This window comes from Ferrovibrio sp. (assembly GCF_029255545.1).
Taxonomy (GTDB): domain Bacteria; phylum Pseudomonadota; class Alphaproteobacteria; order Ferrovibrionales; family Ferrovibrionaceae; genus Ferrovibrio.
Map to the genome: position 1 here is coordinate 17,473 of NZ_JANLJJ010000068.1, position 20,861 is coordinate 38,333.

Below are 20,861 nucleotides of genomic sequence, written 5' to 3' on the forward strand. Positions count from 1 at the left end.
GCACTATCGCTTCCAAATCTGGTTTCGATGAAAAGCGAGGTAGGGCTTGTGTTCGTCACGCAGAATCAAGCATTGGATGACGGCTCCGCTCAACTCGGCTCGTGCTGCCGCTTCGAGATCAGAAGAAAGCAGAACCTTTCCGTCATCATCAAATGTTACCAAGCCGGCATCGAATGCCGCGTCCCATAGTGCAGACAACAGCAATCCGTTGTGGACGTCGAGCCGCTCGGCATCACTTTCGCATTCGCTCCAGGGGATGATGTGCGACGCCCGCAGAAGGGCCGGCTCCGAAATTCCGGTCAGAGGGCAGCGGCTGTGCCAATAATCCATCAATCGAGCGCGAAAGATGTCCTGACCGATTCTCTGGACGACGAACCGCTCGGCCTCGGTCGTCCGTGGCAGATCTGCCACCCGGGCCTCAAACTCCCGCAGCGGCGCGTCGGGCAAGCTGACTCCGAGCTCATAAACGCGGTGCAGCACCGCATAAAGCGCGCCAAGGCTGTCGAAGGCGTGGCAGGCGCGTCCGGGACCGGGCATATCGGCGGGGGGCAGGCCCAGCTCAGCGATGACGCCCCCGTGGTCCAGCGCGAGAAACCATGGCCCCTGCGCCCCTTTGGCAGCAAGGTAGATCGTGCCATGCGCGGTGGTCGATCCGAAGGCCGCCCAGCCCGCCTCTTCCGCCAGAATGCGGCGGAAGCCGTTCTGAGACGCGGCCTTCTGGCATTCTTCGCGGACAACAAAGGACTGGGGCGATTCAATCGTCATCGTAGCGGGGCTCAAATGTCCATTGCAAACAGGCGTTTCTCCGCCGGAGTCGAGCTCATCTCGAGTCTTACGTAGCTTTCTCCCTGCAGCTCGGGCGGCGGAGCGGTCGTGGTAGTTACAACGTATTGGAAGGCGGGCTTGCCCGCTGTTTCCTCCCATTGATGCACGAGCTTGAACAGGCCGGCGTAGAGCTGCCCGTCCAGATCCGCCTCGCGCGGACTGTCGTGTACAAGGAAGGCTGGCAGGTCCGCCTTCTCTTCGATGGCCATATGCAGTGCGGCGAGGTCGAATGCGACGATCTTCAGGGAGTCCAAGGCCGCTGTCGAAACTTCGCCTCGCCCTGAGAATTCGGCATCGACCTTCAAGCCGTTACCATCGAGCTTGATGGTGCCCGCCACCCCCTCGGGGAGCCAGGCGGCCATGATCCCTTGATACCTTTCCTCCAGCGTCCTGATGGCTGCTCGCGCCCGCGCGCGTCCGGCGTCCAGTTGCGCGCGGACCGCTTCCAATTCCGTGGTCCCCGGAGGTGTGGGCTTGGCGGCCGCTTCGCGTTCGCGCAGCGATCGCACGTCATCAAGCGTGCGCCTCGCCTGATAGATGCGATCTTGCACCTCCTTCGCAGCCGCCTGCGCGGCGCGACTGGCGGCATCAGCGGCTTTTGCCTCCGCCTCGAGTGCTTGCCGTTGGGAGCCGAGCTGCTGAATCAGGGCCTCGACGCGTTTGGCCTCCTGCTCCGTGCCATTCGCCTCTGCATCCAGGTCGGCGGCCTTCTTCTGTTTGTCCGCAATCGCGGCCTTCAGTGCGGCCAGGTCACAGGCTTCGAGCGAAATCCCGCATCCCTTTGCCTTGACCTCATCGATGCTGACCCTACAGACGGGGCAGACTCTGATCCGTCCCTGAGTAATGTCGATCTCCCCTAGGCTTGCCTCGGAGCGGTATCGTTCAGCTTCACCTCGCTTGAAACGCGACTCGTTCTCCAACTGCTGACGTTTCGCCGTTAACGTCTCGTGCTCCTCATTGAGCGCTTTTTGGCGCGCGAAGATCGACCCGACATTCGGCGGCTTCGGCAGATCGGCTCGCATGGCGTTGGCCAAAGCCGCCTCCGCCAGCGAGACCAGCCCCTTCTGATCGATCGTGTCGTCGAAACCGACCTCATCGTCGGTACTCAAGGCGAGCCTCACGGCCTTCAGGCCGTCGGCATACCGCTGTTGCTGATAAGCTTGGCGCCGCCGTTCGTCCTCGACGGCAGCCACGAGTTCCCGCTCGCGGGTGGCGGCCGCGCGCTCGTCAGCATCCAGAGCACGCAAGGCGAGGCGCACCATGGTCAGCTTGGCGGTTTCGCCGATCACCTGGGCGCGCGACCGAGTCTGCGTCTGCGATGACCGCCACGCCAGAATATCAGCCAAGCGACACTCCTGGTCGCGGGTCAACCAGGCCCGAAGCACGTCCCAAACCTGTTCACGGCTCACGTCTGGCGGCGTGGCTTCCGCGATCGTCGAAAAGAAGCCGGCGATGATGACGGGATCGATAGACGTTTGATCGCCGTCTCGGCGTCCCCGTGCGATTCCGTCTTCGATGGAATTGATTTGAGCGACGAACTCACCGCCTGGCAGTCCCAATGGGCGGACAGCGACCCAGCACACGCCGTCGATTAGAATCTCAGCCGCGATCAGGCCGTTCGGAAGCCGCGCCATGAGGCGTGAGCGCTGGGTATCCGTGGCATAGCCGGGCTCCCCCAGACAGGCCCGAAGCAGACGACAGAAGGTTGTTTTGCCGCTGCCGTGGGCCAGGGCGCGGCTGCCGCTGCTCGACATATCCGGCGTCCAAATGATGTTGAGACCGGGCTTCAACGTCACGTCCCGGATGATGGTCTGTGGATCGCTGAAGATGGCCAGCCGACGGACCCAGAGCCGAGGCCCGGTCCGGCCTTCAGGCGCCGCCGGCGGACCGATTGCCGGGGCGAACAGATCAGCCTGATTGGCCACTGCCGAACCTCGCCCAGATCACAATGTCTTCCGGTGCGACGGCAGCGGTGAGGCTGCCTACGTCGATGTTCCGGGCCGCACGGATCGCGAAAGCGGCCCGTTGGGCGTCGGCGGAAACGGCCTGCAGTCCCGCCGAACTAAAATGCTGACCCCGTGTCCACGCCCCGTCGGCGCGCTCCTCCAATTGGCCTGAGGTGAGCAGCGTCTCGAACATCGATCGCCACGCCGCATTGATGGCCGGGCTTAGCCGGACCGCGCCTTGTGCGGGCTGCGCCTCTGGGCCGACGAGCCTGATCCACTGACTCCGGTCGCTGGTCGTCAGCAGAGGCGTAAGCAGTGCGGGCTCTGCAATGCTGGCGATAACGAAGCGCGCGCGTGAACCATCATTCGCTTGATCCATCTGCCAAAGAGCGTGTTGCGCCGCGTAGCGGAGACGGTCTCGGGCCTGGACGCTTGCCGACCACGTCCATGCGCCGTCTGGCAGACCATCGAGAGGCGGCAATTCGACGGAGATAGGAAGCGTGTCGGCCGGCCGACCTACCTCCAACCGGTTCCACGCCTCTATTACCAGTCGTTCGGTGCGGTACTCGCCGAACAGGCGGATCTCTTTTTCCTTCAGCACGCGGAAGGTTTCAGACGGGTAGTCGGCGCCTTTGACCTTGGCGGGATCGAGGACGTATCGCTGTTCTTCCTCGGTCAGGCCAAATTTTCTGGCAAACAAGACATCGAGTTCGGCGCGCAATTGGGCGCGTCGGTCCTCATTCCAAGCGAAGGGCGGACCGGAATATCCTAGATCCTCCGCCCATAGCTTCATGATGTGGCTCGTATAAGTCAGTTCCAGAACCCGTGGACGAATGAAGTCGAGCTCAAGGGTAGAGAAGGTGGATGGAGGCAGGGCTGCGAACTGTTTCAGATAGCTGTAAGTCAGATGCGTTCCGCCTACTGAGAGCCGGGCAATGAAATCAAATGGCAGCGACAACCACATCGCCAAATGCGCCGCCGCCAGATCAGCTCCTCTATTCAAAAAGAAGACCGGCATCGTATGTCCGACTCCAACCTTCGGAAACACGCTCGCAATTACCGTCCTCTCATCTGTTGAACGGCAGATGTCCCGCCAGCCCATGAGCCAGCGCGGCTGTTTGGCGTCGATCAACAGTTCGGCAAGGGCCAGCGCATCCTTCTGTCCCTCGGCGATAAGGGTAAGATCATCCGCCGCCAGCGGCGTCTCGCGCTGCATCTCTGCACCAGTGGCGAGCGTCTTGGGATCGAGCAGGAAGCGTTCGGCCGATGCCTTCAGTGCTCCGCGCCAATCCTGTGCGCGGCCGAGCAAGTGAAATATGTCGGCCTCTCGCGCCGGTTGGCCTTCAAGGACAGGAATAGCCCCGGCAAGCCAGCTGACGAGCGCTTTAAGTGCGGCGGCACGGGCGCTTGCCTGCGTGTCCGCATCCGCCTTGCGGCGTACCTTTCCGCCTTCGCTTCTCGCCATCCTAACGGCGCTCTTCAACGCCGACGGCACGCGGGCGGCTCGTAAGATGACCTCTTCCTCAGGCACCCAGTAACGCGGCGATGGCTCAAAGGCCGGGTTCTGCTTCTCGGCAATGGTGCAATCGCGGGCGCCTTCGTCGTCGTCGATTGCATCGACGCCATAGGTCGCCCACCGATGATCGAAGTGGTGGATCATCTTGGCTTGATAGAGCGGCACACGGCGCTCAACGCCTGTTCCGATCCCTCGTACCCAGTCCGTTCCCTCGCGCTGCCAGCCCTCGGCTTCCAGCTGCGTCGGCGTGCGGAAGAAACCGGAATCGCCGGACATGTGGAACATCGTCTGGAATGAGATGCCCCAGGGATTGATGTCGCCTCCTTCGTCTTGAGGCCGTTCCTCGATCAGCACCGGGACTTTGGAGTAGATTTTCGCGATCAGATCAGCGTCTGAACGTGTCCGAAAGACCGGCGCGGTCTTGGTATTCGGATTGATGGCGGCGATCTCTAACGGTGACAAATCAAAATGTCTTCTATCGTCCGCGAACTCCTCGACAGTGCGGGAGAAGAAGCTGAAAGCCACTTTCATTGGCCCCGTTCCAGGCGCAGCCAATGTCAGAAGCGCAAACTTGAACCGGGCGTGTCCGATCCGGTCGAAGAAGCCGAGTCCTGTCTGGAAATCGTGCATGCTTACCAGGCGTCGTTGATCCACCAGCGATGCAAAGAACGGCGCGGTTGTAATATCCGTGGCGATACCGCTAGGCACGATGATTCCCGCCCGCCCGCGCGTTCCGGCCAACCGCGAGAACAGCTCGGCGAAAAGGGCATAGGTGTTGACATCGCCCCGGCCGGTGAGCGGATACCGGCCCGATGACCGCGCAAATTCGCTGGCCGCTTCCGCCGCGCGCTTTGCGAAGACAAAATCCCGCCACAGGCGGCCATCTGCGCTGCCCGGATCAGCCTTTTCCAAGGTGTCGATCAGCTCCTGCCGTGCCGCCTTATTGGGCGCACTGGCAATGGCGGGCGAGCGCGCGGCGAAGAATTCCTGTTCCTGGAGCTTAATCCGCTCCCATGGCGGGTTGCCGATGACCACATCGAAGCCGCCATCGCGTTCCATGATCTCTGGAAATTCGATGAACCAATGGAAGGCATTTACTTTCTCAGAGGTCAGCCTTGCGCCTTGCCGCAGATGCTCGGCAGGCGCTTCGCCACCTGCCGCCTGCCACACATGTTCGGTGAGCGGCATGGCGTCCGCGCCTGTGGCGCTGGCGGCCTTCGACATAAAGAACGCCGCCATGTAGAAATTGGCCGAGATATAGAGGTCGCTGGCTGTCTTCAGGCTCTGCCAATCGTCCGATGCGCGCATGTCTGCAAAGCCAAGTGCCTTTGCCTCGACGCTCGCCAAATCGTCCTGCGCCATCCCCTTCAGCTTGTGATCACACTCGGCCAGGATTTCGGGCGGCGACCAGTTCTTGAACAGTTGTGGATGGCCTTTTGCCCGATCACGCTGTTCCCTGTTGAGGCGAGCGTAGCGGCGGGAGAGTTCCTTATCGTCGCCGGTCAGCGGCTTGTAGGCCTCGTCAGGCAATCCTGCCCGCAGCATCGATCGGCCAAAGACGCCGATCAAACTATCGCCGCAGCGGATCTGCGCGTCGAAGAAGGCGAGCGGGCGGCCCGGTTCTAGAGCTTCGATCCAGAGCGCCACCTTGGTCAGCTCGACCGCCATTGGGTTGCGGTCCACACCATAGAGGCAGCGGCAGGCGACGTCGCGCAATGCATGGCGGAAGTCGGCGGCCGAAGGAATTCCACCGGCACGATGGCGGGCGACACGAGTGGCGATGCGCCGCGCCGCCGCAAGCAGGAAATGCCCCGAGCCGCAGGCAGGATCGATGACGGTTAGATTCAAGAGCGCTTCGGCGGGATCGACGGCTTGCGCTTCCCGTTCATTGAGCACCGGATCGAGAGTGGTATCCAGCAGAAGCTGCACCAAACTGTCGGGCGTGTAGTAGGAACCGGTTGTCTTGCGCTGGTTGCCCTTCTGCTCGGCCGCTTCCGAGGCAAAGATCAATGTCTTGCCGTCGTCGCCGAGTTGCGGCTGGAGTTCGAGCAAGGATTCATAAACCGAGCCAAGCTCCTCGGTCTCCATCGCGCGCCAGTTCACCGGCACCATGCCGGTTTTGTCGGAGAGCCAGGAAAGGCGGTAGAGCGCTTCCATGAAGGCGCGATTGCGCAGGCGCGCGGTTTCCAGATGCGGCAGCATGTCGGTGCCGAAGAGCCCGCCAAGGGCTGGGAGGCCGAGCACCTCCTGACCGTGGGCAAGAGCTTGGAAGACAACCTTGATGCCTTCGTAGCGGTCGTGATGCTTGTCCCAAGTGGCGGCGCGGACGCATTGCACACGTAGCGCGGCGAGGCTGTAGCCTTCAACGTAAAGCTTGCGGGACTCCGGCTTCGCCGTATCAGGGTGGAGAAGGTTCCGATCCTCAGCCACCATCAGGAAGATCAGGCGGTAGACGAGGCGCAGAAGCTCATTGAACCATTTGGTCAGATTGACCTCGCCAGACTTCAACCGGGTGGCGAGATCGGGGTTGGCTTCGAGAAAACCGGAGCCGAGCACTTTGAGCGCTGTTTCGACTTGGGCCGCCAGCCGGTCGCGGGCGGCTTCACCTTCACGCGAACCGCTTTCGCGCCAGCGTTCGAGCGCGCAATCGGTCGCAGGCGCGCCGACAATGCCGAACCGTGTCCGGTGAATCAGCGACCAGAGGACGGCGAAGGAGGCAGCGTCCTCGTTCGTAAATATCTGGGCAAGGTCGGCTTCGATGTACGCCGGCCGGGTCAGCGAGGCGTTATCGCGCATGAGACGGATCACGGCGCCGTTGGTGACGACGCCCCAGAGCACGTCATCGCTGTCGTTGAGATAGTCCTGGAGCGCGAAGGCCGGGGATCGCGAGCGATCGGTCGACAGCGTCGGACTGCGCCGGTCGAGCTTCTCGTCGGACGGCGGCACGACAACGATGGGCACCCGGCCGCCGGCGAGGAAGGAGATCACGCCATTGGCCGGGGCGAGATCGTCGAAGCCGAAGGTTTCCGCGAGGAAGTCACGCACGAAGCGGCGGGTCGCTTCGACCGAGGGGGTTTCCAACTTCGCGAAAGCATCGAAATGTGACTGGCCGACGCGGAAGGCGGTCGAGATCTCCTCGCGGATCGTCAGCCCCTTGCGGATCCGATAGTCCTCTTCCGACTGCTCGGAGGCCTGTCTCCTGTCGATGCTTGCGACCGTTGCCGGCGCAATGAGATTGCCCTCGAGGGTGAGCGAGGGCCAGGCCGATATGTCGGTGACGGGCTTGCGGGCCATAGCTTACGCCTCGCCCGGCATCAGGACGAACAGCCCGATCGCGTCCGGAGGCAGCACGGCCTCCACGGTGACGCGTGAGGCAGAGCCTGCCGCGGCGCGGAGCCGGGCATGGTCCTGCATGAGTTCTTCCGCTCGCGAGCGAGCAAATTCGGCGATCGGTCCTGAAAGCAGGCCGGCCAGATCCTCCTTTGCATTCGCGATGAACCTGTCGCGTGCGATGGACGCTAGATCGGCCGTCGCTGGCGTATTCAGCAGTTCTCGCGCGGCTTCGCCAATCGCCACGATCCGACCGCCCTGGATTGCAACGAGGGCTGCTTCCTCGGCGAGCAGCAACTGTTCCTTGCGGGCATGGACGGTCAGCTTGAAACGTATCCTGAGCAGAGCGACGCGAGTCATCTGCTGCACGCCGGCGGTCGGCCAGGCGCCGACCCGGCCGATGCCGAGATTGGACAGAGACTCCGGATCGAGCGAGGCCTCCATCAGCGCCTCGGCCAGCGTCGCCGTTAAAGGATGCGTCCGGGTCAGCAGCGCTGTCCCCGATGGCGCTGGCTCGGACGTAGCCAGACGCACCGATCCACTCAGGCCATTCCCCTTCAGGCGCTCGCGCAGGCCGACGTCAAGTTCATCGACGTGGGCGAGAAGCAGGGATTTCCGCGGCTCCAGGGGCACGCCGAAGCGCGCCATCGCCCTTTCGATGAAAAGCCTGGCATCCGCCGGGGAGCCAAGCAGCGTCCGCACCTTTTCCCATTCCGGGGCGACCTCCTGCGGCTTCATCGCGTTCTGGGCGAAACGCGCGCGGGACTTCTTTTCGTTCTCGGAGGCGTCGCGCCAGCGCGACTCCATGACCTTGACGCCGTCGTCGAGGCGCAGGTCGAGCGTGAGCTGGCGGGACACGCCATGGCGCAACATCACCGACGCCATCAGCGCGTCCGTCACAGGCCCGCGTTCATCGGGGAGCGGCACGGTAACGCCGGTCGCCTTCCGGATCTCCTCGGCCTTGCGAAGAATGACATCGAGCACGGCCCCGTCGATGGCGCTGTCCGGTGAGAACATCATGATCGATCGGACGAGCTCCGCCGGTTGACCGAAGCGGTCGACCCGTCCTTCACGCTGCTGATGCCGGGTCGGGTTCCACGACAGATCGTAGTGCACCACCGTATCGAAGAGCTGCTGAAGGTTGATCCCTTCAGACAAGCAGTCGGTGGCGACGAGGATGCGTTGGACCTGCTTTTCCTCGTCCGCAGGCGCCATGTCGGCCACGCGGTCGCGGCGCTCGTCGGGGGTCAGAACACCCGTCACGGATTCGACGATCAGCTTGGGGAAAGCCTTGCGCAAACCATCGCGGACATGCTCCGCCGTCGCCAGATAGCGACAGAAGACGACGGGGTTGGCGCCCTTCTTGACGAGCGGCGTCAACGCATCGACCAAGGCGGTCAGCTTCGGATCGGGTTTGCCAACCAGTTCCTCGGCGCGCTTGACCAGGGCAAGAAGCTCCGGATCGACGTCGAAGGCTGTACCCGGTTCGATATCGACCGCGTCCTCGTCGTCACTGTCCTCGTCATAGATTTGCGGCTCGAGGCGGTCGCTCTCGCTCGACATACGGTTTCGCAGTGCGCTCAAAGCCGCAGCCGGCGAAGAGCCGACACAACGCATCAGGGCCAGCGTGCCCCAGAAGGCCAAGCGTCGCTCCCGCTGTCCGGATCCTGCTCGGGAAACGATGCCGAGGCAGTAGTCGAGCACGGTTTCCTGGAATTCGAGGTGGGCCTGAGAAAGACGATAGGGAAATTCTGTCGTCTCATGCTTTGGGAAGGCGCGATCTTCGTCCCAATCCCCCGAGACGAGATCGATCCGGCGCCGCTGCACGAAGTGCCGCGCCAGACGCTCCCGGTAGCGAGCGTCCTCGAAGTTCAACGACGTAAATGATGGCTCGACCAGGGAGAGAAGGCGCCCAAAGGCTTCCTCATCCCCGGAATGCGGCGTCGCGGTCAGAAGGATCATCCGCCGGTCCGGATTCCGGGCCAGCCCTGACAGAAGCTCAAAACGCTGCTGCCGACCCTTGTGCGTGCCTACGCAAGCATGCGCCTCGTCGACGATAACGAGATCCGGACAGGCGCGTGCGAAGCCTTCTCGGCGCTTCTCGGCCTTGATGTAGTCGAGGCTGACGACCGTGAAAGGGTAAGCATCGAACAGGGTCTGAGCGAGGGGCAAGCCGCGTTCCAGCCTGCTCGCCGTGCCGGATGTGACCGCGACAGCTTCGATCTCGAAGCGCGCCTTGAGCTCTCCCACCCATTGTTCGACGAGATGCGGCGGGCAGAGCACTGAGAACGCATCCACTTCGCCTCGGTCCATCAGCTCACGCAAGATCAGCCCGGCCTCGATCGTCTTGCCGATGCCGACGTCGTCCGCGATGAGCAGGCGTGGGACTTGCAGGCGAAGCGCCATCAACAAGGGAACAAGCTGATAGGTCCGCGGCTCGAAGGCGAGCTGCGCGGCGGACCGGAAGGGGCCAGCTCCTCGCCGCAACGTCAGACGCATCGCATCCGCAAGCAGCGCGGCCTTCGCCTGGACAGTCGTCGTGGCGTCGGCGGGCAGATCGAACCGGGCCGGCTCGACCGGGAGTATCTCGAGCTCCGGATCGAGGACAACCGTATCGTTCTCGCTGCCCGAGAGTGGGCGAAGCGCCAGAATGCCGTCCCGCGGCGGCGGCAACGCGACCCACTCCCGCCCGCGGGCGCGAACCAGATCTCCGGGGGAAAAATTCACCGTCATCAGATCATCCCCCCAGCATCGAGATCATCGCGTCGGGGACGCCCGCAGTGACAGTTCCCGGCAACTCGAACAGCGTCCAGCCCTTGGCTTCCCCTTCCTCGCGCGTTGCCTCGGCCAGAGGAGCAACGCAAGCGGCGACGAAGTGACTGCGCCAGGCAAAGCTCATCTCCTGATCGGAGAAGCTGACGGCAGAAGAGTCGGGAGCCGGAAGGCCTGCCGCTTTGAAGGCGCTTTCCCATCCCGCGCCTTCGGCCGGTCGGCCTGGCGCAGCGGCGAGCACGATCTGACCCCGTGCCAGATCGACCAGCATCTGTTTGGCTTCGTCGCTCGTGCGATCGATCAGTTCGTGATCGGGCTGATTGAAATAAGAGAGAAGGCAGCGATAGCACCCGCGAACGCAGGCCTCTCCTTCGTGACTGACAAGCAGCCTCGCATCGCCTGCTGTGATCGCTGCATCAACCTTCTCGAAATGCATGAGGGTCAGTGCTTCGCGGGCGACCTTGCCAAGGGCTTGCGGGTCCTCGACCAAGCGGCTGAGCACGCCGGCGCCGCCCTCTGTGGCTTCATACGCCAGAATGGCCCGGCGATTGTCGCGAGCGGGCAGTGGTTCGCCGAGGATCTCGCCTTCTTCCAGTTGGAAGATGACTTCAATGCCCCGCAACAGCGCGTGCTGGACCGTCGCGATCGTCTCGGCAGCGTAGGCCCCTGGCTCGCTGAAACGGAAGAGGAGCGCGTTCTTGCGATCGCGGACGATCGGGACAATGCGAACCGGCCTCACGACATCCGGTGGCACATCGACATCCGAATCTTCGTCTTCGGCCTTGGCCCAGTAGCCGCTGCGCGGGTCGATGTAGAAACCGAACACCGTCTGGTTCGCGCGTCGCTTCAGTCCCTTGTTGATCCGGCTGATTTCAGCGCTGTTGGCGTATTGCAGGGCGAGGATCGAGGTTTCTTCGCAGCGGAATTCAGCCTCGGTGATCTGAACCCGACCATCCCGTTTCGGCCACGAAAAGACGGTCTGAATGTCGAAGCCCTGCCGGACGCGCTCCTCGTCGTTCGCCGTGATTCGGTCGGCGGGCGCAGCCTCCACATTGTCGATCCTGAGAGTGCGCTGGACCGGCACTTCGCCAGCCATCGGCGAATTGCAGGCGTGACAGCGCTCGACCTCGCCGTCGTGACAGGCGCCGCAGTTCGAGCAGATGAAGATGTCCCTGGTAGCGAGTTCTGACCCGTCTCCGGTCCTGACCTCGGGCGGCAGCTTTGCCTTCATGACCCTGTAGGCGCGGCCCTCGTGATAGATCAGGCTGCGCGGGCCGAATTCCGAGATGGCCAGGAAGCGGGCGCGTTGGAGGAATGAGCCCGTCTTTCCCTCTCCAGGGATGAAGGCGTAGAGCGGCAGCCGGGGGAAATTGTAGCCCGGCAGGAAGCCCTCCGTCGCGAGATAGCGGTAGGAATAGAAGTCCGAGCCATTCGAGGCCTTGCCCTGTTCGAGAATGGTGATCTGGTCGCTCGCCTGCATCTGCGCAGCCTTGATTCGTCGGCGGTCGGCACCCGAGAGGCCGGTGATCTCGGAACGGGCATTGGCCTCCATCAGCTGCGTTCGGGCAGAATTGTAGAGATCACGCCAACGATCGAAGGCTCGGTCGAATTCCTGCGGCGCGCGCTGGGCGACGTCGGAGACAAAGTCGTCCGACCCACCCATCCAGACCGGTTTCGGGCCATCCACTGACGCGAGTATCTGGTCGAGGACGCGCTTCATCGGGGAATGCGTCGAGCTCGCCAGCCCCGGCCGGTTCACGACATCGTGGATCTCCTGCTTCAGCGGGTAGTCCGGCTGCTTCAGATCGAGGATCTCGGGGATGTCCGGCGACAGGGCGATCTTGGCTTCGGCAAGCCAGACGGCGTGCAGATGCGAGCGCACAAGCTCTTCGTTAGTGATGTCGAGTGCCGGCGGGCGAACGATACCGGCCACCATGTCATTGCGCCGCTCGAAGAAATACTGGTCGTGCGGCGATTGGGCGGCGCAATAGGTCACGATGACAGCGGCCTGTCCGGAGCGACCGGCACGGCCTGCCCGCTGTGCATAGTTGGCCGGTGTCGGCGGCACGTTGCGCAGATACACGGCATTCAGCGCCGAAATGTCGACGCCAAGCTCCATCGTCGGCGAACAGAACAAGGCGGGCAGGAACTGCTCTGACTCTCCTGAGGCCTTGAGATCGGCTGCATTCTCCGCGAGATTTTCCCGATCGTCCTTCTCGAAGCGGAAACGCCACTCCCGCCATTCACGCTGTCTCTGGGACACTTGGGCTGTGTGTTCGCGGCCTTCGAGGCCCCAATAGCTGCTATGGCCCGCTTTCAGATCGGCAGCGATCGCATTGTAGAGATCATGAAAGTAGCGGTTCCCTTGCGCTGTCCCCGTCCGGATGGCTTCGCCCGGAATGACACGAACCGCCGAGGGTGATAGACGCCAGCCCTGCAGGTCCGCCTCTATGTCGACGCGCGACACCAGCCCTTCGCGGGCCAGAAGCTCCATCAGGCCCGTCATCACCGTCAGGTAGTCCGTCTTGCCGAGCTTGGTTCCGATAGCGCTCTTGCGATTGATGAGGCGGCCAATACGGGAATTGTGGCCAGCGCGAATGATTGTCTGTTCCTCCCGCAGCCCCACCCGGTCCTTGCCCGGAGCTTGCAGAAACAGGGTTGTGCGGCTTCTCGGCGTCTCCTTTGCGTCGATAGCCCAGGGGGCACGCAGGAGATTTCGCGACTTTTGCGCGACGGTGTCGAGCACGGTCAGATCGAGCGCTTCCGTCCCGACCGCCAAGCCTTCGAGCATCGCTCCGAGGAGCTGCTTGAACATCGCCTTGCGTGCCGCGGCATCGAGCGTTCCGAGCTCCGGCAGGATGGCTGCGAGGCGCTCAGTATCTTCCGCGATGTCGTCAAGCCCAATGAATGCAACGTCGATGAGCTTGAGGACCGACAGGCTCGGATTGGTGTAGCGCCAACCCCGGCGAAGATCAGTCCAGAGCCGATGGGCCAGAACCCTGGCGAGGGAGCGTTGGGCGTCTTCGCGGACCACGGCACCTGCCTCGGGATCCAACATCCAGTGGATCCGCGCGTCCTTGTTGCCCGCGGTGAACCCAAGCGCCTTCACGACCCGCAGGCCGAATTCGTCCTCTGTCATGCCATCTTCGCCGGCATCCAGAACGGCTCGCAGGATCGCGCCGCGCAGCAGGCTGACGAACAGAAAGTCATTGAAGTGGCCCGCCTGGAGTGCGGCATCCTGCCGGTTGTCCGTGAAACCGAGGAGCTTGCGCTTTTCCTTGGGAACGCCGCTGCCGCTCCCGCTCATCCATTCCAGTGCTGTCGAGACGAGAAGTGTCGTGGCCGAGCTACGGCCCTCGCCCGACAGGCCCGCGAGCTTGCTGCGTTCCCGCATGCTGGGATGCGGTTGGTCGAGACAGCACGGGCAGAAGCCGAACTTTCCCGGTATGAACCAGAAGCTCTTCCCCGATGAATCGTAGCGCCCGTCCGGGGCCACTGTGACCATCTGGGGAACTCTGCCTTTCCTGTTTGCCCGAAGCCGCTCGACGCCGTTGCGCTCCTCGCGCCAATCCTCGGGATACGTTTCGACCTCGCCGGTGAAGGCATAGTCAGGATCGCCATCGCCCGTAGGGGTCAGATAGCCCGCAATGTCGCCCTCTTGGTCGTCGAGCGGCGTGTCATCAATATTCCTGGGCAGAAACGCAATGCCCTCGACATCCTCGGTTTTCGTGACGACGTGGGCCTCATGTCCACAGTCCCGGCAGAAGCGGGTTGGATAGAGGCGATGGCCCGGCGCGCTGGGGTCTTCGAGCTGCCCTTCGAACAGGACGTTCCTGGGTCGTTCAGTCAGGGTGGTGAAAATCTCTCCCGCACCAGAGATGAACTGATGGAGCTTGAACGCCAGGAATGCGCCGGCCCCAGAACCGCCCCGCTCAGCTTCCGGGAGGCTGACACGGGTCAGGAAGGTCTCAAGGCCACTTCGGCAGGTTTCACGGTCGACGCCGCTGTCATTTGACAGAAGGGAAACCGCCTCTTCAAAGGGAATGGGCTTCTTGCGCTTGAGTTCCTGCGCGTCCTCAAGGCCGATTGCCAGCTCGGTCCATACCGCCAGCGAGTGCTTTCTCAGAACCTCATCTGTCAGCACGTCGGGAAGCGCAGATGTCAGGATCGGCGCGAGCTTCGGCCGCACATCGTCGAGCTTCAGCAGATCGTCCGTTGCGCGTTGCAAGGACTCATCAATGACGGATTCGGGGCCAATAGGGGTTCCGAACAGGCGCGATGCAACATCCGCCACGGCCTGCGCGCGATTGATATCGGACCCCTCGCTCGCCATGGTGGCCGAGGTGCCGATGCAGATGGGCGCCTTGTCCGCTGCGCAGCGGTTGCGAAGACGACGGACGAGGATGGCGACATCCGCGCCCTGGCGGCCGCGATAAGTGTGCAGCTCGTCGAGGACGATGAAGTCCAGACCGGTTGCGTTCTCGATGACCTTGGTGTCGAGGCTGTCCTGCCGAGTCAGGAGCAGCTCAGCCATCATGAAGTTGGTCAGCAGAATGTCCGGCGGCCTGTCTGCGATCCGCTGACGCTCCTCCTGACTTTCCTGGCCGGTGTAGCGCCGTACGACCGGCTTCAGGTCTTCGGGCAGGCCGGACTGGGAAATGAAGTCCTCGATCCCCTTGAGCTGGCTGTTGGCCAGTGCGTTCATCGGATAGACGATGATGGCGCTGGTCCTGCGCGGCTTCCCGGATTTCCGAGCGCGGACGATCGCATCGACCACCGGCACGAAGAAGCAAAGGGACTTGCCCGAGCCAGTTCCGGTCGTGACGACAAAACTCTGCGCGGCGCGGGCCTTTGCGATGGACTGCGCCTGGTGGCGATGAAACCGGAGGGGCGTTTCGCCGAAACGAAATATCCTGCCGGTCGCTTCGTCGAGATCACCCGAGGCGACCAGATCATCGACGGTCGGGCCCTCAAGATATCGAGGGTTCAGCGACAGTAGAGCGTCCGGCCAGAAGCGCCCGGCATCGTACTGCCGACCGATCTCTGATTTTAGGTCTTCAGATCGAATGGTGCTAAACGACCGCGAGAACCGGGCGTAGGAATTGATAAGACGATGGTCGAATTCAAACGCCTTCATTGCCCGTCTCGCCCCCCAATATTTCTATTATACTGCAACCATCTATCCCAAATGGCTTCATCAATCTGTTGCCTTGCAGGCGCAAGAACGTCCTTGGACAGACCCAGCCTTCCTGACCTGAGCTTGATTGCCCGCCAGCTCCTTTACGCAGTGTGTCTTCGCGCCGGCCCATGGCGATCAGCCCCACAACGACGATAATGGCGCCGCCGCCAACCTGTCGCCGAAAGGCACGAGATCGGTGCTGTCATAGAGCACGACGCCGTAGGCGAACCGTTCCTTGCAGGCCTCGGCCAAGGTCCGCAGCCCGGCGAAGTCGCTGGACTTCACCGTTGCGGCCGCCTTCACCTCGATCCCCACGATCATGCCGTCGTCGCGCTCCAGCACGATGTCCACCTCGTGCATCTGCTGGTCGCGGAAATGGTAAGGCGACAGTCGCAAGTCCGACGCCGTCATGAGCTTCAGGACTTCGGAGAACACGAAGCTTTCCAGAAGCGGGCCAAACACCTCGCGGTCCGCCTTCACCCGATCGAAGCTCAATCCGCGCGCCGTGGCGAGCAGGCCGGAATCGAGGAAATGCAGCTTCGGCGTCTTGGCGATCCGCTTCAGCGCATTCGTGTACCAGGGCTGCAATGTCGAGACGAGGAACACCTGCTCCAACAGCGCGACATAGCGCTGTCCGGTCTTGTGGCTGACATTGATGCTGGAGCCGAACTGCGAGTAGTTGACCAACTGCCCCGAATGCTCCGCGAGCAGCCGGACGAACTTCGGCAGCTCCGTTAGCTTCTCGATCTCGGCAATGTCTCTGAGGTCGCGAGTCAGAACCGACGTCAGGTAGGACCGCGCCCAATCCTGTCGCCGCCGTTCGCTCTCACGGCTGATCGCCTCGGGAAAGCCCCCGGCCAGCGCGAGCTCGACGAGATCGTCGCCGACGATCGCCCCCCGCTCCCCCTGAAGTTTTCCCGCGAACAGGCGTTCCAGGAAGGTCGGCGCCCTGCCCTTTATTTCAGCCCGGGCCAACGGCAGCATCCGGAGGGTTTCCATCCGCCCCGCCAAGCTGTCGGCGACCCGGGGCAAGGTGAGCACATTGGCGGAGCCGGTCAGCAGAAAGCGGCCAGGACGATAGTCTTCATCGACCGTCTTCTTGATCGCTAGCAGCAGGTCGGGCGCGCGCTGGATCTCGTCGATGATGGCTTTGTCCAGGCCACGAATAAAACCGGCCGGATCGGACTGTGCAGCGTCGAGGACCGTCTGATTGTCGAGCGTGATATAAGTCCGACCCGCTTCTCCCATCTTCCGGACAAGCGTGGTCTTGCCGGCCCGGCGCGGTCCCACGATCAGGACCACCGGGGTGTCTGAGAGGGCTTCCTCCGCCCGACGCTCCACGAACCGCTCGTACATGCACTTTCCGATTCTCTGACGATTGGAACTATGAAGCATGATAATTGGAAGTCAATGGCCTGTAGATTGGAACTGCTAGAGCCGTGATCTGGAAATGGGTGGTGGGGAAAGCCTTCCCCTGCGGGCCGAGCCTTCCGTCTCGGCCGACCCCTTCTGCGGGAAGACCCCGCAACGCCCCCAAAGAGTGAGAGTGCAGGCCGGGTTTCCGTGACGGGTTGAGGGCTGGAGGAGAGGCCTCCGGCGCCCGTCGCGGAGACCTGCAATGTCCAGACATGATGCGCGCGCCAGTTCCGGCTCTGACCGGACGGGCCTCTATGACGAAATCACCGGTAGGATCCTCGCCGAGTTGGAAGCCGGCCGGCTGCCCTGGGTTCAGCCCTGGGGGACAGCGGCGGCCAAGGCGCCCCTCGCCATGCCGAGGAACGCGGCCACCGCCCGCTGCTATTCCGGCGTCAATGTGCTGATCCTCTGGGGCGCTGTCGTCCAGCACGGCTTCCCCTGCCAGAGCTGGCTGACCTTTCGCCAAGCCCTCTCGCTCGGCGGCCATGTCCGCCGGGGCGAGCATGGCATCACCGTCGTCTACGCCGACCGCTTCGTTCCCGACGACGAGAAGCGGCGCGCCCGCGAGACTGGCGAGGACGCCCAGGCCATCCCCTTCCTCAAGCGGTTCACGGTCTTCAACCTGGCGCAATGCGAGGGTCTGCCCGAAGACCTCGCCGTTGCCGCACCGCCGCCTGAGCCCGGCCTGATCGAGCCGAGGGTCGAGGCGCTCATCAAGGCGAGCAGAATCGATTTCCGCATCGGCGGCGACCGCGCCTTCTATGTGCCGGCGCACGATTATGTCATGGTCCCGCCGCCCCAGGCGTTTTTCGAGCCGATCAACTGGCATCGAACGGCCCTGCATGAATGCTCCCATGCCAGCGGGGCGCCGCACCGTCTGAACCGCGATCTCTCGGGCTCCTTCGGTTCCCGGAAGTACGCCTTCGAGGAGCTGGTGGCCGAAATTTCGGCAGCGTTCTGCTGCGCGGCCCTCGGCATCGTCCCGACCGTGCGCCACGCCGACTATATTGGCTCGTGGGCCGAGGTCCTGCGCGAGGACAATCGCGCCATCATCCGCGCGGCATCACAGGCTAGCAAAGCTGCCGACTTCCTGCTCGGCTTTCTGCCCGAAGACGAACGACTTGCTCCGGCGTCCGTTGACGCCGGCGAGCGGGAGGCGGCCTGATGTCAACGCGCTTCCGTGGCGAGCATCTGCTAAAGAACGCCGCCGGATTTCTGGCCGGCGCCCAGCACCTATCCCGGGATGACCGCCACTCCCGTGAAATCCTGCTTCACCAAATCGCCTGTGCAATCGAACTGTCGCTGAAATCCTTCCTGCAATCCCGGGGTTGGAGCGATGAACAGTGCCGGCTCGAAATCCGGCACGACCTGACCAAGGCGTTGGATGCCGCCGAGGGGCTCGGCTTCCGTCCGAGCTACCCAGACCTGCATCCGCTCGTCGCGATCCTCACGCCCTACTATTGCCGCCATCGCATTCGCGATCTGGCGGCGCACGAGCCGGCGCTCTTGTCACCGCAACAGGCGCTCAAGGCGACAGAGGAACTCATAAGCGATGTCCGCGCCGCTTGTTCCAAGGGTTCCGGGCTCGGCGGGCCTTCGTCACGGAGCTCCTGAGAGGAAGAGGGTCGCGGGATTTTCGTGACGGGTTGGAGGCCGAGAGAGAGGCTTTCGGCCGCCCGTCGCGGAGTAAATCCCGATGGCTACTTCCGTTCAGAAGATCACCTTGTCGTCCTCACGCGACATTCCCTTCAACAAGCTGGTGCTGAGCCAGTCGAACGTCCGGCGCGTGAAGGCTGGCGTCTCGATCGACGACCTTGCGGCCTCGATCGCCCGCCGCGGCCTCATCCAGAGCCTCAACGTCCGTCCCGTCCTCGACGCCGAGGGCCAGGAGACCGGCATGTTCGAGGTTCCCGCCGGCGGCCGCCGCTACCGGGCGCTGGAGCTTCTGGTGAAGCAGAAGCGCCTGGGCAAGACCGCCCCGGTGCCCTGCGTGGTGCGCGATCCCTCGACCGCCATCCTCGCCGAGGAAGATTCGCTCGCCGAGAATATCGAACGCGCGCCGCTGCATCCCCTCGATCAGTTCCGCGCCTTCCAGGACATGCGCCTGAAGGGCCAGTCCGAGGAGGACATCGCGGCGGCCTTCTTCATTCCCGTCAACGTCGTGAAGCAGCGCCTGCGCCTGGCTGCAGTCGCGCAGTCGCTCCTCGATGTCTATGCCGAGGACGGCATGACGCTGGAGCAGCTCATGGCCTTTACCGTCTCGACCGACGAGGCACGTCAGGTGCAGGTCTGGGAGTCGATCCGCAACTCCTGGTCCAAGGAGCCCTATCAGATCCGCCGGATGCTGACAGAAAGCACCGTGCGCGCGTCCGACAAGCGGGCGATCTTCGTCGGGCTAGACGCCTATGAGGCCGCCGGCGGCAGCATCATGCGCGATCTGTTCCAGGCCGACGATGGCGGATGGCTGCAGGACCCGGCGCTGCTCGATCGCCTCGTTTCGGAGAAGCTGAAGATCATCGCCGACGAGGTCGCGGGCGAAGGCTGGAAATGGATCGAGGTCGATGTCAGCCATCCCTACGATGTCGCGCGCGGACTGCGCGAGATTACCGGCACGCCGGTTGATCTGACCGACGACGAGCGCGCGACGATCGAGGCCCTCAACGCCGAATACGCCAGGCTGGAGGCGGACTATGAAGGCGCCGACGAGCTGCCCGACGATGTGGATGAGCGGCTCGGCGAGATCGAGACGGCGCTGAACGCCTTCGAGCAGCGGCCCACCATCTATGATCCGGCCGACATCGCCCGCGCCGGCGTGTTCATCAGCATCGACGCCGATGGCTCGCCCTCGATCGATCGCGGCTATGTGCGTCCAGAGGATGAAGCTCCAGTGGACATCGAAACCGATGGCGGTGACGCTAGCCAGGGCGTCGAGGGCTCGGATCCGGCCGCTTCATCGGTGCAACGGGCCGTCATCACCATCGGCGGCCAGTCGACCGAGGCGGAGGATGACGAGGAGGAGACGATCAAGCCCTTGCCTGAACGGCTCGTGATGGAGCTGACCGCGCACCGCACGCTGGCACTGCGCGACGCACTGGCGAACAATCCCCACGTCGCGCTGACAGCGCTGCTGCACAAGCTCGTCACCGACATTTTCCAGCGCAGCTCGACCGCCGGCGGGTGCCTGGAAGCCAGCGTCCGGCACGTCTTCTTCCCCGTGCAGGCCGCCGACCTGAAGGACAGCGCGTCCGCCAAGGCTGTCAGCGAGCGGCAGGAGGCCTGGAAGACCGATATCCCGCAGGAGGATCAGGCGCTGTGGGAGTGGCTCGACGGACTGGACGACGCCAGCCGTCTGGCGCTGCTCGCCCATTGCGTCAGCTACGGCGTCAACGCGCTGTTCGAGAAGGTCGACCGCTATGGCGGCTCCGGCGTCTCGCAGCACAGCCTCGAACGCCGGCTCGGTCAGGCCGACCGGTTGGCCCGCGCGGTCCGGCTCGACATGGTGGAGGTCGGCTGGACGCCTACCGTCGACAACTATCTCGGGCGCGTAACCAAGCCGCGAATCCTCGAAGCCGTGCGCGAAGGGGCTGGCGAGCGGGCCGCGCAGCTCATCGACCATCTGAAGAAGGGCGACATGGCCAAGGAAGCGGAACGGTTGCTGGCCGACAGCGGCTGGCTACCCGAGCCGCTGCGCCTCACCGAGGTCGAACCGGCCACCGGGTCGGCGGTCGAGGGCGACGGTGAGACCGAGGCGCTGCCGGAATTCCTCAGCGGCGATGATGAGACCTCGGCCGACAACGAAGAGGACCCTGCCCACCTTATCGCTGCGGAATAGGCGAGACGGCGCGGCGGCAATCGTTGCCTCGCCCGAAATACCAAT

General features: G+C 63.4%; 9 protein-coding genes. 3 read left to right on the forward strand and 6 right to left on the reverse strand.

The genetic code is table 11. From position 1 onward, the window contains the following. Positions 1–3: 3 nt before the first annotated feature. From Q1J79_RS13210 to Q1J79_RS13235, 6 genes are all read right to left on the reverse strand, one after another. Positions 4–765: an HNH endonuclease gene (locus tag Q1J79_RS13210; RefSeq protein WP_300301107.1), complete on the reverse strand. Its 762-nt coding sequence runs from the start codon at positions 763–765 to the stop codon at positions 4–6. Between the two features lie 11 nt (positions 766–776). After that, on the reverse strand, positions 777–2,750 hold the full coding sequence (locus Q1J79_RS13215; RefSeq protein ID WP_300301109.1) for a DUF2326 domain-containing protein: 1,974 nt from the start codon (positions 2,748–2,750) through the stop codon (positions 777–779). Continuing rightward, on the reverse strand, positions 2,734–7,581 hold the full coding sequence (locus Q1J79_RS13220; RefSeq protein ID WP_300301111.1) for an N-6 DNA methylase: 4,848 nt from the start codon (positions 7,579–7,581) through the stop codon (positions 2,734–2,736). Before Q1J79_RS13220 ends, Q1J79_RS13215 begins: the two co-directional genes overlap by 17 nt. Positions 7,582–7,584: 3 nt before the next feature. Continuing rightward, positions 7,585–10,350: a DEAD/DEAH box helicase gene (locus tag Q1J79_RS13225; RefSeq protein ID WP_300301114.1), complete on the reverse strand. Its 2,766-nt coding sequence runs from the start codon at positions 10,348–10,350 to the stop codon at positions 7,585–7,587. A 4-nt stretch (positions 10,351–10,354) separates the two neighbouring features. Then, complete coding sequence (locus tag Q1J79_RS13230; protein WP_300301116.1) at positions 10,355–15,526, reverse strand: DEAD/DEAH box helicase; 5,172 nt, start codon at positions 15,524–15,526, stop codon at positions 10,355–10,357. A gap of 177 nt (positions 15,527–15,703) precedes the next feature. Further along, complete coding sequence (locus tag Q1J79_RS13235; RefSeq protein ID WP_300301118.1) at positions 15,704–16,924, reverse strand: ATP-binding protein; 1,221 nt, start codon at positions 16,922–16,924, stop codon at positions 15,704–15,706. Between the two features lie 262 nt (positions 16,925–17,186). Here Q1J79_RS13235 and Q1J79_RS13240 point away from each other — a divergent pair, with 262 nt between their 5' ends. The 3 genes from Q1J79_RS13240 to Q1J79_RS13250 all read left to right on the forward strand — a co-directional run bounded on the left by Q1J79_RS13240 (position 17,187) and on the right by Q1J79_RS13250 (position 20,816). Further along, positions 17,187–18,149 carry a zincin-like metallopeptidase domain-containing protein gene (locus Q1J79_RS13240; RefSeq protein ID WP_300301120.1) on the forward strand — a complete coding sequence of 321 codons (963 nt, stop codon included), beginning with the start codon at positions 17,187–17,189 and terminating at the stop codon, positions 18,147–18,149. Further along, entirely contained in the window at positions 18,149–18,598 is a 450-nt protein-coding gene (locus Q1J79_RS13245) for a hypothetical protein (RefSeq protein WP_300301122.1), read from the forward strand. Before Q1J79_RS13240 ends, Q1J79_RS13245 begins: the two co-directional genes overlap by 1 nt. Before the next feature lie 82 nt (positions 18,599–18,680). Then, positions 18,681–20,816, forward strand: coding sequence for a ParB/RepB/Spo0J family partition protein (locus Q1J79_RS13250; RefSeq protein WP_300301124.1), 2,136 nt, complete (start codon positions 18,681–18,683; stop codon positions 20,814–20,816). The last annotated feature ends 45 nt before the right edge of the window (positions 20,817–20,861 follow it).